The following is a 15,372-nucleotide window of genomic DNA, read 5'->3' as shown; positions in this document are numbered from 1 at the left end:
TGACGGCTGATTAACTCACGTACGGATGGCCTGCTGCTCCGAGATACGCCGCCTTGATGATTCATCATGGGCTCTGACAAAAGCGGCACGCAGTATCAGCGCTATAGGCCGCGAACTTGGCCACACTAGCCCCTACGCCAACCACTAAGCCTTACGCAGCCAATAGTGGTACACGCCACCTGCCACCTCTTCACGCAGCAGACTATGCCCCGCCAGACTGGCGAAGGCACGGAAATCCCGCTGCGAGCCGGCATCGGTAGCCTCAACCTTGAGTACAGCCCCCTGAGCCAGGCGATTCAGCTCCAGTTTGGCCTTGAGCAAAGGCAGCGGGCAGCTGAGGCCGCAAGCATCCAGTTGCGCGTCGAAGTCCTCAGCGCGCCATTGCATATCAGTCATTTATCTACTCCAAGAGGGCCGCAAGGATAACGAAGGCCGCACACCTCTGGCCAGCACCGCTACCGGGCAGCTACAGTAGCCCCTTTGTACGACAAGAGCTTTGTGCATGAGCCTTCTGCGCCCTACCCTGTTGACGCTCACCTGCCTATTGGCAGCTCCCGGCATGGCCAGTGACCTGCCGTCCCTTGGCGATGCCAGTTCCGCCATCGTATCGCCGCAACAAGAACACCAGCTGGGCCGCGCTTGGTTGAGCCTGGTTCGTGGTCAAGTCAGCCAGCTCGACGACCCACAACTCAAGGACTTCGTCGAAACCAGCGTGTACCGTCTGAGCGAAACCAGCCAGGTGCAAGACCGTCGACTGGAATTCGTCCTGCTCGATAGCCCGCAGATCAACGCCTTTGCAGCGCCCGGCGGGATTGTCGGGGTCAACGGCGGCCTGTTTCTATATGCACAGACAGAAGCCGAGTACGCCTCGGTCATGGCCCACGAATTGGCCCACTTGTCGCAACGCCACTTCGCCCGAGGCCTAGAAGCCCAACAGCGTATGCAGATACCCGTTATGGCGGGCATGCTAGCTGGCATCGTTGCTGCAGCTGCAGGTGCTGGCGACCTGGGTATCGCAGCAATTGCCTCAACACAGGCCGCCGCACTGCAAGAACAACGGCGCTTCTCACGGCAAAACGAGCAAGAAGCCGACCGCATCGGCCTAGTCAACCTGGAAAAGGCTGGCTTCGACCCGCGCGCCATGCCCAGCATGTTCGAGCGCCTGATGCGCCAGTATCGCTACGACCGCAAGCCTCCAGAGTTCCTTCTAACCCACCCGGTATCAGAGTCACGCATCGCCGACACGCGCAACCGCGCCGAGCAATACACAGGCAAGCAAGGCATTACTGACAGCGTGCGTTACCAGTTAATGCGTGCCCGGGTACAGCTGATCTATGAAGAAACCCCAGGTATAGCCGCCAAGCGTTTTCGCAACATGCTCAGAGAAAACCCCAAGATGGAAGCTGCACGCTACGGCTTGGGCATCGCACTGATCAAAAGCGGCCAGTACGAGGATGCACGCGAAGCCCTGCAACCTCTACTGGTAAGCTCTCCTAACGATGTGAGCTACAACTTGGCACAAATAGAACTGGACCTGGCCTCCAGCCGCCTGGATGACGCACAGAAGCGCGTCACCCGCTTACTCGGCCTGTACCCGGACAACTATCCGGTGAGTCAGGCACACATTGATGTGCTCATGAAGCAGGGACGTAGCCAGGAAGCCGAACGAGCACTGGACGATCTACTGAAGGCCCGTAACAAAGACCCTGACATCTGGTATCAGGTGGCGGAGGTTCGCGGTCTTATCGGCGACACCATCGGCCTGCACCAGGCGCGTGGAGAGTTCTTCGCCCTAGTAGGGGACTATAAGCAAGCCCTCGAACAGCTCGACTTTGCCAAGCGCCGCGCCAGCAATAACTTCCAGCTAGCGTCGCGAATTGACGCCAGACAGCGCGAGCTGATCGAAGAGCAGCGCATCGTAGAACAGATGCTGCGCTGAACCCGGGGAAAATTTTAAATCCCCCGGCAGCAACGTTCAGCAAGATAGCTGCCATAGACGGCAAAGCATAAAAAGCCCGGCAGACGCCGGGCTTTTTATGCTGCGAATTTATGCGTTACCACTTAGCTTTAACCGCGCCGCCTGAGTGAAGTCCAGCATACGTTTAAGCGGCTTGATCGCCTTGGGAATCAACGCTGGGTCGACGAAGATCTCGTTACTCCCCTCACGCAAGCACTCTAGGGTGCGCTGCAGCGTATTCATCGCCATCCATGGGCAATGTGCGCAGCTGCGGCAGGCCGCGCCGTTACCAGCGGTAGGTGCGGCGACAAATTCTTTATCCGGACACAGCTGCTGCATCTTGTAGAAAATGCCGGCATCGGTGGCGACGATAAACGTCTTGTTTGGCAGCGACTGCGCGGCAGCGATCAGTTGGCTGGTAGAGCCCACCGCATCGGCCAACTCGATCACCGCTGTTGGCGACTCAGGGTGCACCAGGACAGCGGCGTCCGGATAAAGCGCCATCATGTCTTGCAACTGCTTGGACTTGAACTCCTCATGGACGATGCAGGCACCATCCCACAGCAGCATATCTGCACCGGTTTTATTCTGGATATAACGACCCAGGTGCTGATCCGGTGCCCAGATGATGCTTTCACCGTTATCCATCAAGTGCTCGACAATTTCCACTGCGCAACTGGATGTAACCACCCAATCGGCACGCGCCTTAACCGCTGCCGACGTATTGGCATACACCACCACAGTACGCTGCGGATGCTGATCACAGAACGCCGAGAACTCTTCCACCGGGCAGCCTAGGTCCAGCGAACAAGTCGCCTCCAGAGTCGGCATCAGCACGCGCTTTTCTGGGTTAAGGATTTTTGCCGTCTCGCCCATGAATTTCACGCCGGCGACCAATACGGTCTGCGCCGTATGCTGATTGCCGAATCGCGCCATTTCCAGGGAATCGGAAACGCAACCTCCAGTCTCTTCAGCCAACGCCTGCAAAACTGGATCACAGTAATAGTGGGCAACTAGCACCGCATTCTGCTTTTTCAGTTCAGCCGCAATCTCGGCACGATAAAAGGCCTCTTGCTCAGGTGTTAACGGCTTTGGCTGCTTGGCATCGAGGTGGGCTTGCACCAGTAGGCGTTCGGAAATCTGCGTCATGTCATCAGGCCCTGTAAAGGTCTATCAGCGCGGAACACGAGTATACCCGTCAGCGTGGCGCGGGAGCTGGCGGACAATCACCACACAAGGGTGGCCAGAATAAAAGCTACGGATACAAAAAAGCCCGAAAATTCCTTTAATCAGAACTTTCAGGCTTTTTCTACCTTCCGTAGAAGGAAATATGGTGGGTCGTGTGGGATTCGAACCTACGACCAATTGGTTAAAAGCCAACTGCTCTACCAACTGAGCTAACGACCCGACGCGAGGCGCATGATACTGATTTAATTCAGAAATTCAACACTTCGCGAAAACTTTTTTAGAAATAGCGCGTTGGGTCCTCAAGCCCGGCAGCGGAAAACCCAGCCGCGCGCAAACGGCAGCTGTCACATTTACCGCACGCACGCCCCTGCTCATCTGCCTGATAGCAGGAGACCGTCAAGCCGTAATCAACGCCCAGACGCACACCAACCTGAGCAATCTCGGCCTTGCTCATATTTTGCAGCGGAGCCTGAATACGAAAGCCCAAACCCTCTACGCCGGCCTTGGTAGCTAAATTGGCCATACGCTCAAAAGCCTCGATGAACTCAGGCCGGCAATCCGGGTAACCGGAATAATCCACCGCGTTGACCCCGATAAAAATATCCCGCGCACCCAGCACCTCGGCCCAACCCAGCGCGAGGGAGAGAAACACAGTATTGCGCGCTGGCACGTAGGTCACCGGAATCCCTTCGGTCGGACTCTCCGGCACGTCGATGCTGGCGTCAGTCAACGCTGAGCCGCCCATACCATTGAGATTAAGACCAATTACCTTGTGCTCAACCACGCCTAGCTGACGAGCCACTTGTTCGGCCGCCTGTAATTCGGAGCGGTGCCGCTGGCCGTAATCGAAACTCATGGTGTAACAGCTGTAGCCATCAGCCTTGGCCAACGCCACTACGGTGGCCGAGTCCAGACCGCCAGACAGCAGGATTACCGCTTTTTTATCGCTCATATCAATGTCCCGGCTCATCATTCCAGAGAATCTTGTGTAGCTGCATCTGCAGGCGTACCGGCAGGTTGTCGGCAATAATCCACTCGGCCAGCGTCCGCGCCTCTAGCTCGTGATGACTCGGCGACATCAGCACCTCGCCAGAGCGCTGGTCCAACCCATACTGAATCAGCTTGCTCACTGCCCAGTCATAGTCCTCACGCGAACAGATGACGAACTTGACCTGATCATTGGACGTTAGCAACGCAATGTTCTCGTAGCGGTTACGCGCGACTTCCGCCGAGCCTGGAGTTTTCAGATCCAGCACCTTGCTAACACGCGGATCAACAGCCGATACATCCAGGGCACCACTGGTCTCTAGCGAAACCTCATAACCGGCGTCACACAGACGCTCAAGCAAAGGAATGCAATTAGGTTGTGCCAATGGCTCACCACCGGTCACGCAGATATAGCGAGGCTTGTAGCCCGCAACTTGCTCGACAATGGCATCAAGCGACATGACCTCGCCGCCACTGAAGGCATAAGCGGTATCGCAGTACTGACAACGCAGGGGACAGCCGGTCAGGCGAACAAACACAGTCGGCAAGCCGGCGGTGCGTGTTTCGCCCTGCAGCGAGTAGAAAATCTCGGTAATGCGCAGGTTTTTTTGCATATCAGCCACGGGCGTGACAGCTAAACAGGCTGTCCGCCTCCGTTGCGGGAAAGGGGTCGCGGATTGTATACGAAACATCCAGCGGGATAAATTTTAACGCCCCATCAACACCGCCACCCTATGTCCAGCCGAATTGCAGGCAATAAAAAACCCGCGTAATGCACGGGTTCTATCGTTGACGCACAGCCCTTACGGCAAACGCTGTAAGTCACGCTGCGCCAATTGCGCGGCAGAACTGCCTGGGTACTGCGCAATAACCTGCTGCAAAATACCCTTGGCCTTGTTGTTATTACCTAAACGCTGCTCAACATCGGCAAGTTTGAACAGTGAGTCCGGCACCTTGGAGTGGCTCGGATAAGCCTGACTAACACGCGAAAATGCTTGCCCGGCCCCTTGCAAATTGCCCTGTGCAAGGTTCACTTCACCTAGCCAATACTGAGCGTTGCCAGCGTACTGGCTGTCTGGGTATTTACGCAGGAACGCCGAAAAAGCCTGATTGGCTTTGTCAAAATCCTTGGCCTTGATCAGGTCAAAAGCTGCTTCGTAGAACAGCTTTTCCTTAGCCGGATCGGCCGGCTCATTGCTTGTCGACGCTTGCGACTGCCCTGCCGATGGCGGGTTTGGCGTACCACTGGCATTAATCGCGCCAGTGGCTGAAGAATTCTGGTTGACCGCAGCACCTGCCGCGCCACCACTCAAACGCTTATCAAGATCCTGATAACGCTCCAGGTTTTCTTGCTTAAGACGCTGTATTTCGTTCTGTTGCTCTTCCAGCGTACCGCGCAGCTGAGCGATATCATTCTGCATTTGCTGTAACTGGTTGAACAGCATGCCCTGCGCCGAGACAGGAGCCGAAGCCCCTGCCCCAGCGTAGGTGCCGGACGTACCGTAACCAGCAGGCGGATAATTGCTGCCGTTGCCAGCATTGTTATCCACCACGGGAATCTCAGCCATTGCCGCAAGCGGCAGGCTGAGCGCCAAAACGGTTAAAGCACGGCGGCACGTTCGCATATCGAATTACTTACGCAGTTCGACGCGACGGTTTTGAGCCCAAGAGGACTCGTCGTTACCAGTGGCAACCGGACGCTCTTCACCGTAGGAAACCAGTTCCAGTTGAGCCGGGGAAACGCCCTGCAGTACCAGGTAACGCTGTACAGCTTTGGCGCGACGCTCGCCCAGAGCCATGTTGTATTCACGAGTACCGCGCTCGTCAGCGTGGCCTTCCAGAACTACGCGAGCGCCATTGCTTTGCAGGTCTTTGGCGTGTACGTCCAGAGCGCGCATGGCTTCTGGCTTCAGGTCGGAGCTGTCGTATTCGAAGTAGAAGGTAGTGATAGCACGCAGAGCAGCTTCTTCGCTCAGGCTGCCATCAACAGCGCCAGTGTTAGCACCGTAACCAGCGTTAGGATCGGTAGCGCCTTCGCCAGCAGCGTCGCCGCCTTTGGAGGAACAACCTACAGCCACGGCGAGAGCCAAGCTCAGTGCAGCAAACTTACCAAATTTCAGCATTTCCATCATGTAACTCCTAATGAACCCCAGTGTGTTAAGCAGTATTTCAAACAACAACGGTGTAACGCCGCATCAGTTCAGGTAAGGGGACCAAGAAGGCTCTCGAACTTCGCCTTGAGCGGTAGGAAGAGGGAGCCTGACACGTCCATTGGTGGACGCTAATACCAAGACTCCCCGACCCTGCTGGCGGGTGGCGTAGATTACCATGGTGCCATTGGGCGCAACAGTGGGCGACTCATCCAGACTGGTGTCTGAAAGTATCCGCAAATTGCCGCGCTGGAGGTCTTGTGCCGCCACCTTGAACACTGTGTAACCATCCTGGCGATGAATCATTACCAGGGTTTTCTCATCCGCAGACAGCTTTGGATTAGCGTTGTAGTTACCAATAAAGGTCACTCGCTCAGCCGCGCCGCCGTTGATGTTGGTTTTATAGATTTGTGGTTTACCGGAACGATCTGACGTGAAGTACAGCGTTTGACCGTCCTTACCCCAGAAAGGTTCGGTATCGATGGATGCCTGACTGGTTACCCGGCGCAACTGCCGAGTGCCCATATCCATCACATAAATTTCCGGATTGCCGTCCTTGGACAGCACGAACGCCAAACGATTGCCATCCGGCGACCAGGCTGGTGCGCCGTTCAAGCCTTCGAAATTAGTGACCTGCTCACGGCGACCGGTATCGATATGTTGCACAAAGATCCGTGGGCGCTTCTGCTCAAACGACACATAGGCAATGCGACGACCATCCGGCGCAAAGGACGGCGACAGAATCGGCTCACGCGATTGCAGCAAAGTTACTGCACGAGCGCCGTCATAGTCAGAGCGCTGTAGGGTGTAACGGGTGTTATTGACAGAGAAGCGCTCAGCAGTTACGTAAAGCATACGGGTAGAAAACGCGCCTTTAACGCCAGTAAGCTTCTCAAACGACTGATCCGCAATGTGGTGCGCCATATCCCGCAATTGATCAACGCCACCACCAACACTGCCGGTCATAACCTGCTGCTGGGTCGCCACGTTAAATAGAGCGAACTGCACCTGCAAACGCCCCGCATTGGGGGCGATGCTACCGACCAGCACATACTGCGCACCCAATGCCTGCCAGTCGCGGTAGATCACTTCACTAGCCTGAGTGGGCAGGCTGATCATGTTTTGCCGTGGAATTGGCTCGAAAACCCCAGAGTTGCGCAGGTCGTTGCCGATGATCTCGGACATATCCTCAGGCAACACGTTGCCACCCTGCCAACCAAAAGGCACGACGGCGATGGGTGTGGCACGGTCGGTGCCACTGCTGATCACCAGCGGATCAGCGGCCTGAACGGTGCCGACCAGCATGGTCAGACCGAGCAGAACAATACGCATCAGGGTATTCACAGACCTAAATCCTCCGGTTTGAAGACAGCGCGACGCTGCCGGTAAAGACGATCAAAAGTGGCGCGGTCCAGCTGTTGCATTTCAGCAATACGGCCGACGTTACGCACTGCTTGTACAGCCGAGTTATCAAATGGTGAGTCGCCACTTGACTGCGTCACGCTGGCATTGGTAATGGTGCCATCGGGCAGCATTTCGATCAGTACTTCTACGCTCATACCGTTACGCGCAGAAGGCGGACGCCGCCACTGCTGACTGACCAACATAACGATCAAATCATCCAGACTGCCAGCTACTTCATCGCCGACGGTATCGGCAACTGCTTGCTGCCGACCAACATCATCGGACAGCAACTCGGCTAGTGCCGCAGCCTTCTTGTCCTCTACCGCTTTACGCTGGGATGCTTCAGCTGCCTTCTTCTTGGCGTCATCTGCAGCTTTTTTCTTCGCAGCTTCAGCGGCGGCTTTTTTCTTAGCCTCTTCTGCTGCTTTCTTCTTAGCCTCTTCTGCTGCTTTCTTCTTGGCATCTTCAGCCGCTTTTTTCTTAGCGTCTTCTGCTGCTTTTTTCTTTGCGGCCTCATCAGCCGCTTGCTTCTTGGCCACATCGGCCAGTTTCTTCTGTTCCTCGGCTTTTTTATTGGCTTCGGCTTTCTTGGCCGCTTCTGCGGCAGCTTCTGCTTTCTGAGCCTCTTGCGCTTTCTTTTGTTCCGCAGCCTTAGCCGCTACTTTTTCCTGCTCAGCCTTTTTCTGCTCAAGCTGTTCGGTTTCATACACGGGGGCCGTGGTCTTTTTGGTTTCGCCCGCGATCTTCTGATTGGTCTGGGTAGTGGCCTGGCTCTGCGATTGCAGCTTGTACAAAGTCGCCTGCACCACTGGCTTGGCCGGCGGTAGATCGGGAGCAAAAGCAAAACTGACGAACAACATGGCAAACATGATGACGTGCAGGCCAACCGCCCAAATCAATGGCCAGAACAGGCTTTCCGAGGGCGAACGCTCGCGCTGGTAGTGCATCAGGGGGCCTCAGTGATCAGCCCGACGTTACCCACGTCAGCCTGCTGCAGACCGCCCATGGCCGCCATTACCGTGCCGTAATCAACAGACTTGTCGCCACGCACGAACACCTGAACCTGCTTACCGGTAGCGCGACTTTGGTTGATGATCGCGGTGACTGCACGGGTCATTTCTTCCAACGTCAATGCTTTGTCCTGCACAGTATCGACGTCGACCTCAGTGCCCATATTCCAGTAATAGGACTTGTCGGCCTTGATCGAAATGGTCAAAACCTGGGAATTGTTATCTTGCGGCAAGACCTCACTGCTGACTTTAGGCAGATCGACCTTGACCCCTTGGTTAAGCATTGGCGCGGTCACCATAAAGATCACCAGCAGCACCAACATCACATCGATGTAAGGCACCACATTCATCTCGGCGACGGGCTTGCGTCTGTTGCGAATTCTGGCCATGGCTAGAGAAACCTGTATTGAGAATGCCTAAGGCTTAGTCGTCGCTGGTGTGCACCTTACGGTGCAGAATTGCCTGGAACTCATCGGCAAAGGTGTAATAACGCCCGATGAGCATTTCGCCACGGGAAGAAAAACGGTTGTAAGCGATAACCGCCGGAATTGCGGCAAACAAACCAATCGCAGTCGCGATCAGGGCTTCGGCAATACCCGGGGCAACAGTGGCCAAGGTGGCTTGCTGCACCTGTGCCAGGCCGCGGAAGGAGTTCATGATGCCCCAGACGGTACCGAACAGGCCGATATAGGGACTGGTAGAACCCACAGTCGCAAGAAACGGCAAGCTTTGATCGAGCTTCTCTTCCTCACGGGAGATCGCCACGCGCATGGCGCGTGCCACAGCATCCATCACCGCATCAGGATCCACACCGGCTTGCTGGCGCAGACGCGAAAAATCTTTGAAGCCGGCACGGAAGATCTGCTCCAAGCCAGAGTCCGGATCAGGATTGCTGCCCGCCTGGCGATACAGCTTGGACAGATCAATGCCCGACCAGAAACGCTCCTCGAAGTTATCCAGGGCACGCTTGGCCGCACGCAATAGTGCCGTGCGCTGAAAAATCATGACCCACGAAGTGACCGAAGCGGCCACCAACGTCAGCATTACCAATTGCACCACCAGGCTGGCGTTGCTGATCAGACTCCACATCGACATGTGGTCAACGGCGTTGGCTTCCACGCTTACTCTCCTGCTCTAGATGTACCCGCGCCACCCTGCCCGGCAAAGGCCGCATGCAGAGTTTGGGGAATAGCCCGGGGTTTAAAATTGTCGGCGCGCACACAGGCCACCATAAATTGCCCTTCACACAACAGCGCATCATCCGTCGCCCGCCTGACCTGTTGACGAAAACGCAGGCTGGCACGGTTTAATTCAATCACTTCAGCGCTTACCAGCAACTCATCATCGAGCTTGGCTGGCGCGTGATAACGCGCTTCAGCCGAATGCACAACGAACAACAGGCCCTCCTCGGCCAACGTTGACTGGAGAAAACCCAGATCACGCAGGCGCTCGGTACGAGCCCGTTCCATAAATTTGAGGTAATTGACGTAGTAGACGATGCCGCCAGCGTCGGTATCTTCGAAATAAACCCGACAGCGAAAGGTGGACGGCTGAACTCCGTTTTGCGCGCGCATACTCTAGTCTTAGCTCCCGCTCTTGCCAATTGGGTACAGCAAGTATTTTTCTTACTCCTCGGCACTACCAAACGTATCAGTCACAGGTAGCTCACCCATACGCTTCGGCACATTCAGGCCAAAATGCAGGTAAGCGTGCCGAGTAACAACGCGTCCGCGTGGGGTGCGCATGATATAGCCTTGCTGAATCAGGTAAGGCTCAAGAACATCTTCAATGGTGTGGCGCTCTTCACTAATTGCCGCCGCCAGGTTATCGACCCCCACCGGCCCACCGTCAAACTTCTCGATCATGGTCAGCAGGAGGCGACGATCCTGGTGATCGAAACCACGCTCATCGACATCCAACAAATTCAGCGCCAGGTCGGCAATTTCACGGGTGATGTCGCCCTGGCCGCGCACCTCAGCAAAATCACGCACACGACGCAGTAGCCGGTTGGCAATGCGCGGCGTACCACGCGCGCGGCGCGCGATCTCAAATGCACCGCGGGGGTCGGTCGACAAACCAAGAATCCCCGCCGAGCGCATAACGATCGTGGCCAAATCTTCCGTGTTGTAAAACTCCAGCCGCTGGACAATGCCAAAGCGGTCGCGCAGCGGATTGGTCAGCATGCCGGCTCTGGTGGTGGCTCCGACCAGAGTAAAGGGAGGCAAGTCGAGCTTGATCGAGCGCGCCGCCGGCCCCTCGCCAATCATGATATCGAGCTGGAAATCCTCCATGGCCGGATACAGCACTTCTTCGACAATCGGTGACAGGCGATGAATCTCATCGATAAACAGCACATCGCCCGGCTCAAGATTGGTCAACAAAGCCGCCAGATCACCTGGGCGTTCGAGCACTGGGCCGGACGTACTCTTGATCGAGACGTTCATTTCCTGGGCGATGATATTCGCCAGGGTAGTTTTGCCCAAACCCGGCGGGCCAAAAATAAGGGTGTGATCAAGCGCTTCACTGCGCCCGCGCGCGGCCTGGATAAACAGCTCCATCTGCTCGCGCACACTTGGCTGGCCAATATATTCCGCCAACTTTAGTGGGCGAATAGCGCGGTCAACCTGCTCGTCACGGTCGCGAGTGGTGGCGGTAATCAGGCGATCGGCTTCTAACACTAAACCATTCCCTTCAGGGCTCGACGAATCATATCTTCACTGCTCAAACCGTCTTCCTTAATAGCTGATACCGCGCGACTGGCTTCTTGGGGCTTGTAGCCAAGCGAAATAAGCGCGCTGACCGCATCATTCTCCGCGCTTGAGACTGCGCCAGCGGCGCGAGGTTCCACTACCAGGGTGGACATACCCGGCACAGTCTCCCAAGCCTTGAAGCGATCCTTCAGTTCAACCAGAAGACGCTCGGCGGTTTTCTTGCCGACGCCAGGTATCTTCACCAACACCGACGTGTCTTGCGCCTGCACGCAGCGCACCAGTTCATCGACCTCCAAGCCAGACATCAAGGCCAAGGCCAACTTTGGCCCCACGCCGTTGAGGCGGATCAGCTCACGAAACAGCTCACGCTCACGCTTTTCATAAAAGCCATAAAGCAGATGGGCATCCTCGCGCACCACTAAATGTGTGTGCAGCGTCAGCGGCTCGCCGACCGAGGGCAAACGGTACAGGGTGGTCATGGGCACTTCCAGCTCATAACCCAAACCATTTATGTCAATAATCACATGCGGCGGCTGCTTTTCCGCCAAGGTGCCACGCAAACGTCCGATCACCGCTGTTTTCCTTAAAAATCACGTTACAAACGAAGGCGACCTGCACGCCGTTTGGCGGCCACTAGACCATGGGGGATCAAGCTCTGTCGGTGGTGGGCATGGCACAAGGCAATCGCCAGGGCATCAGAGGCGTCGATTTGTGGCTTCTGCACGAGCTTGAGCAGATGCATCACCATCATTTGTACCTGCTCCTTGTCCGCCCCACCCGTCCCGGCAATCGCCTGCTTAACCTGGGTCGCGGTGTATTCAGAGATGTCCAACCCGGCCTCAATCCCTGCGACGATGGCCACCCCACGCGCCTGGCCCAACTTGAGCGCGGAATCCGGGTTACGCGCCATAAACACCTGTTCGATACCCATGGTTACCGGACCGTAGGTCTCGATGACTTCGCGCACACCACGAAACACTACCTGCAAGCGCTCCGGCATTGAACCATTGCCCGTACGAATACAGCCGGAAGCGACATACTCGCAACTACGCCCCGTGTCACGCACCACACCATAGCCGGTGATACGCGAACCAGGGTCGATGCCGAGAATCAAGGTCATGCACTACGCCCACTCAAGGTGTTAGCCAACATAGCCGACACACTGTCTATTTATCCAGTTGGCGAGTATAGAGCCAGCCCACATCTACGTCACCCAGACAACCACTATAAAAAAGCCGAAGGTGCTGGGGTCGATAACCCAAACACCTTCGGCTTGTGCTTCTTATAGATACAGGTGCGCCAGCTCTCAGCCAAGCTGCTCCATGATGTCGTCAGGAATTTCAGCGTTGTGGTAAACCTCCTGCACATCGTCGAGGTCTTCCAGCATGTCGATCAGCTTGATGACTTTCTGCGCGGTTTCCAGATCGCTAATCGGCGCGCTGATTGAAGGGATCATGGCGATTTCCGCGTCATCAGCCTTGAAGCCAGCCGCGCTGAGCGCTTCGTTAACGGCATGAAAATCAGCAAAGCTGGTGGACACCAACGCCGAACCATCTTCGGCCATTTCCACATCGTCCGCCCCGGCCTCCAGCGATGCCTCCATCAGGGCATCCTCGCTAACGCCAGGCGCAAAGCTAAGCTGGCCTTTGCGGTCGAACATATAGGCTACAGAGCCATCAGTGCCCAGATTGCCGCCGCACTTGGTAAAGGCATGGCGTACTTCCGCAGCGGTGCGATTGCGGTTATCGGTCATGGCCTCAACGATAATCGCCACACCGCCCACGGCATAACCCTCGTAACTCAGCTCAGCGACGTTGTCAGCTTCGTTATTGCCGGCACCGCGAGCAATCGCCCGGTCGATGACATCGCGCGACATATTGGCGGTCAGCGCCTTGTCTACAGCCAGGCGCAGGCGCGGGTTATCTGCCGGGATAGGTCCACCGTGTTTGGCCGCAACGGTCAGTTCACGAATGATCTTGGTGAAAATCTTGCCGCGCTTGGCGTCTTGACGCCCTTTGCGGTGCTTGATGTTGGCCCACTTGGAATGACCAGCCATAACTCACTCCGTTTGCTTCAGATTCAATATCGGGGCGTGAGAGTTTGAACCTCTGTGCCCAGCTATAAAGAAGAAGCCTGGAAATCCAGGCTTCTTCTTATGCTTTATTCCGCTTTCGGCTGCTCACGCAGGCGAATATGCAGTTCGCGTAGCGACTTGTTATCTACCTCGCCCGGTGCCTGGGTCATGACACAGGCCGCACTTTGGGTTTTCGGGAAGGCAATCACTTCACGGATCGACTGGGCGCCAGTCATCAGCATCACTAAACGATCCAGGCCGAAGGCCAAGCCACCATGGGGCGGCGCACCAAACTTCAGAGCATCAAGGAGGAAGCCGAACTTCTCTTGCTGCTCTTCTTCACTGATGCCAAGCACGCGAAACACGGTCTGCTGCATCGATTTATCGTGGATACGGATCGAGCCGCCACCCAGCTCGGTGCCGTTCAATACCATGTCGTAGGCACGCGACAGTGCGGCAGCTGGATTGGCTTGCAACTCTTCAGGGCTGCAACTCGGTGCGGTGAACGGGTGGTGCATGGCAGTTAGGCTACCGTCGTCGTTCTCTTCAAACATCGGGAAGTCGACGACCCACAGCGGTGCCCACTCACAAGTCAGCAGATTGAGATCGTGACCCAGCTTGATACGCAGCGCGCCAAGTGCCTCACTGACGATCTTGGCCTTGTCGGCGCCGAAGAACACGATGTCACCATCGACCGCGCCGACGCGATCAAGAATCACATTGATGTTGTCCAGCGGGATGTTCTTAACGATCGGCGACTGTAGGCCTTCAACGCCTGCCGCGCGCTCGTTGACCTTGATGTAAGCCAGGCCGCGCGCGCCGTAAATGCCGACGAACTTGGTGTAATCATCAATCTGCTTGCGTGGCATGCTCGCCCCGCCCGGTACACGCAAAGCGGTAACGCGGCATTTAGGGTCATTGGCTGGGCCGGCGAAAACTTTGAAGTCGACATCTTTGAGCTGATCAGCGACGTCAACCAGCTCCAGCGGGTTACGCAGGTCGGGCTTGTCCGAGCCAAAGCGACGCATGGCTTCGGCCAGGGTCATGTGCGGCAGCTCACCGAACTCGACGTCCAGTACTTCCTTGAACAACTGACGAACCATCTTCTCGGTGATGGCCATGATGTCGGCCTCATCCATGAAACTGGTTTCGATGTCGATCTGAGTGAATTCCGGCTGGCGGTCAGCACGCAGGTCTTCGTCACGGAAACACTTGGCGATTTGGTAGTAACGATCGAAACCGGCCACCATTAGCAGTTGCTTAAACAGCTGCGGCGACTGCGGCAAGGCGAAGAAGCTGCCAGCGTGGGTACGGCTCGGCACCAGATAGTCACGTGCACCTTCAGGGGTGGCACGGGTGAGGATCGGCGTTTCCACATCAAGGAAGCCGTTGTCGTCCAAGTAGCGACGGATGCTGCTGGTAATGCTTGAGCGCAGCTTCAGCTTGGCCGCCATTTCCGGGCGACGCAGGTCGATAAAGCGATAGCGCAGGCGGGTTTCTTCGCCAACATCGGTGTATTCGTTAAGCGGGAACGGCGGGGTTTCCGCCTCGTTGAGCACTTCCAGTTCATAGCCGAGCACTTCAATAGCGCCGGACGCCATGTTGGCGTTGCCCGCACCGGCCGGGCGCAGACGCACCTTGCCAGTGATCTTCACCACATATTCGCTGCGTACCTTGTCGGCAACTGCAAACGTCTCGGCGCGATCCGGATCGAATACCACCTGGGCCAGACCTTCACGGTCACGGATGTCGAGGAAAATTACCCCGCCATGGTCACGGCGGCGATGTACCCAACCGCAAAGGGTGACTTCCTGGCCGTCCAGGCTCTCGTTCAGTTGGCCGCAATAATGGCTGCGCATCATGGTGGTAATCGCTTCTCTTGAGTCTTGAA

General features: G+C 56.3%; 17 protein-coding genes and 1 tRNA gene. 1 reads left to right on the top strand and 17 read right to left on the bottom strand.

The features are described from left to right. Positions 1–144: 144 nt before the first annotated feature. Positions 145–396: a sulfurtransferase TusA family protein gene (locus VCA57_RS13120; protein WP_411185468.1), complete on the bottom strand. Its 252-nt coding sequence runs from the start codon at positions 394–396 to the stop codon at positions 145–147. Positions 397–502: 106 nt separating this feature from the next. Here VCA57_RS13120 and VCA57_RS13115 point away from each other — a divergent pair, with 106 nt between their 5' ends. Next, positions 503–1,939, top strand: coding sequence for a M48 family metalloprotease (locus tag VCA57_RS13115; RefSeq protein WP_411185467.1), 1,437 nt, complete (start codon positions 503–505; stop codon positions 1,937–1,939). 108 nt (positions 1,940–2,047) lie between these two features. On the opposite strand, the gene nadA is transcribed toward VCA57_RS13115, so the two are convergent. The 16 genes from nadA to aspS all read right to left on the bottom strand — a co-directional run bounded on the left by nadA (position 2,048) and on the right by aspS (position 15,343). Then, positions 2,048–3,106 carry a quinolinate synthase NadA gene (gene nadA / locus VCA57_RS13110; RefSeq protein WP_411185466.1) on the bottom strand — a complete coding sequence of 353 codons (1,059 nt, stop codon included), beginning with the start codon at positions 3,104–3,106 and terminating at the stop codon, positions 2,048–2,050. A gap of 182 nt (positions 3,107–3,288) precedes the next feature. Beyond that, positions 3,289–3,364 (bottom strand) — tRNA-Lys (locus VCA57_RS13105). Positions 3,365–3,422: 58 nt separating this feature from the next. Continuing rightward, positions 3,423–4,097, bottom strand: coding sequence for a 7-cyano-7-deazaguanine synthase QueC (gene queC, locus VCA57_RS13100; protein ID WP_411185465.1), 675 nt, complete (start codon positions 4,095–4,097; stop codon positions 3,423–3,425). A gap of 1 nt (position 4,098) precedes the next feature. Further along, positions 4,099–4,746 carry a 7-carboxy-7-deazaguanine synthase QueE gene (gene queE, locus VCA57_RS13095; RefSeq protein WP_411185464.1) on the bottom strand — a complete coding sequence of 216 codons (648 nt, stop codon included), beginning with the start codon at positions 4,744–4,746 and terminating at the stop codon, positions 4,099–4,101. Between the two features lie 189 nt (positions 4,747–4,935). After that, positions 4,936–5,757 carry a tol-pal system protein YbgF gene (gene ybgF, locus VCA57_RS13090; RefSeq protein ID WP_411185463.1) on the bottom strand — a complete coding sequence of 274 codons (822 nt, stop codon included), beginning with the start codon at positions 5,755–5,757 and terminating at the stop codon, positions 4,936–4,938. A 6-nt stretch (positions 5,758–5,763) separates the two neighbouring features. Beyond that, positions 5,764–6,261, bottom strand: a complete 498-nt coding sequence (gene pal / locus VCA57_RS13085; protein ID WP_411185462.1) for a peptidoglycan-associated lipoprotein Pal — start codon at positions 6,259–6,261, stop codon at positions 5,764–5,766. 66 nt (positions 6,262–6,327) lie between these two features. Continuing rightward, complete coding sequence (tolB, locus tag VCA57_RS13080; RefSeq protein ID WP_411185461.1) at positions 6,328–7,626, bottom strand: Tol-Pal system beta propeller repeat protein TolB; 1,299 nt, start codon at positions 7,624–7,626, stop codon at positions 6,328–6,330. Next, positions 7,623–8,633 (bottom strand): cell envelope integrity protein TolA, encoded by a 1,011-nt coding sequence (gene tolA / locus VCA57_RS13075; protein ID WP_411185460.1) that lies wholly within the window; start codon positions 8,631–8,633, stop codon positions 7,623–7,625. The genes tolB and tolA overlap by 4 nt, the downstream gene beginning before the upstream one ends. Next, complete coding sequence (gene tolR / locus VCA57_RS13070) at positions 8,633–9,085, bottom strand: protein TolR (RefSeq protein ID WP_411185459.1); 453 nt, start codon at positions 9,083–9,085, stop codon at positions 8,633–8,635. Before tolR ends, tolA begins: the two co-directional genes overlap by 1 nt. A gap of 34 nt (positions 9,086–9,119) precedes the next feature. After that, the gene (tolQ, locus tag VCA57_RS13065) at positions 9,120–9,815 is read right to left on the bottom strand and encodes a protein TolQ (protein ID WP_411185458.1); all 696 of its coding nucleotides are present in this window, start codon (positions 9,813–9,815) and stop codon (positions 9,120–9,122) included. Between the two features lie 2 nt (positions 9,816–9,817). Further along, positions 9,818–10,270, bottom strand: coding sequence for a tol-pal system-associated acyl-CoA thioesterase (gene ybgC / locus VCA57_RS13060; RefSeq protein WP_411185457.1), 453 nt, complete (start codon positions 10,268–10,270; stop codon positions 9,818–9,820). A 51-nt stretch (positions 10,271–10,321) separates the two neighbouring features. Further along, a complete protein-coding gene (gene ruvB / locus VCA57_RS13055) occupies positions 10,322–11,374 on the bottom strand; it encodes a Holliday junction branch migration DNA helicase RuvB (RefSeq protein ID WP_411185456.1) in 1,053 nt (350 codons plus the stop codon). Then, positions 11,374–11,979 (bottom strand): Holliday junction branch migration protein RuvA, encoded by a 606-nt coding sequence (ruvA, locus tag VCA57_RS13050; RefSeq protein WP_411185455.1) that lies wholly within the window; start codon positions 11,977–11,979, stop codon positions 11,374–11,376. The genes ruvB and ruvA overlap by 1 nt, the downstream gene beginning before the upstream one ends. Positions 11,980–12,002: 23 nt before the next feature. Next, entirely contained in the window at positions 12,003–12,527 is a 525-nt protein-coding gene (ruvC, locus tag VCA57_RS13045; protein WP_411185454.1) for a crossover junction endodeoxyribonuclease RuvC, read from the bottom strand. Positions 12,528–12,713: 186 nt separating this feature from the next. Next, positions 12,714–13,463: a YebC/PmpR family DNA-binding transcriptional regulator gene (locus VCA57_RS13040; protein ID WP_411185453.1), complete on the bottom strand. Its 750-nt coding sequence runs from the start codon at positions 13,461–13,463 to the stop codon at positions 12,714–12,716. A 104-nt stretch (positions 13,464–13,567) separates the two neighbouring features. Next, positions 13,568–15,343, bottom strand: coding sequence for an aspartate--tRNA ligase (gene aspS / locus VCA57_RS13035; protein WP_411185452.1), 1,776 nt, complete (start codon positions 15,341–15,343; stop codon positions 13,568–13,570). Positions 15,344–15,372 lie beyond the last annotated feature (29 nt).

It is taken from the genome of Pseudomonas sp. (assembly GCF_046581935.1).
Classification (GTDB): Bacteria; Pseudomonadota; Gammaproteobacteria; order Pseudomonadales; family Pseudomonadaceae; genus Aquipseudomonas.
Note: the sequence above shows the minus strand (reverse complement) of the source record. Positions and strands in the feature narration are given on the sequence as shown.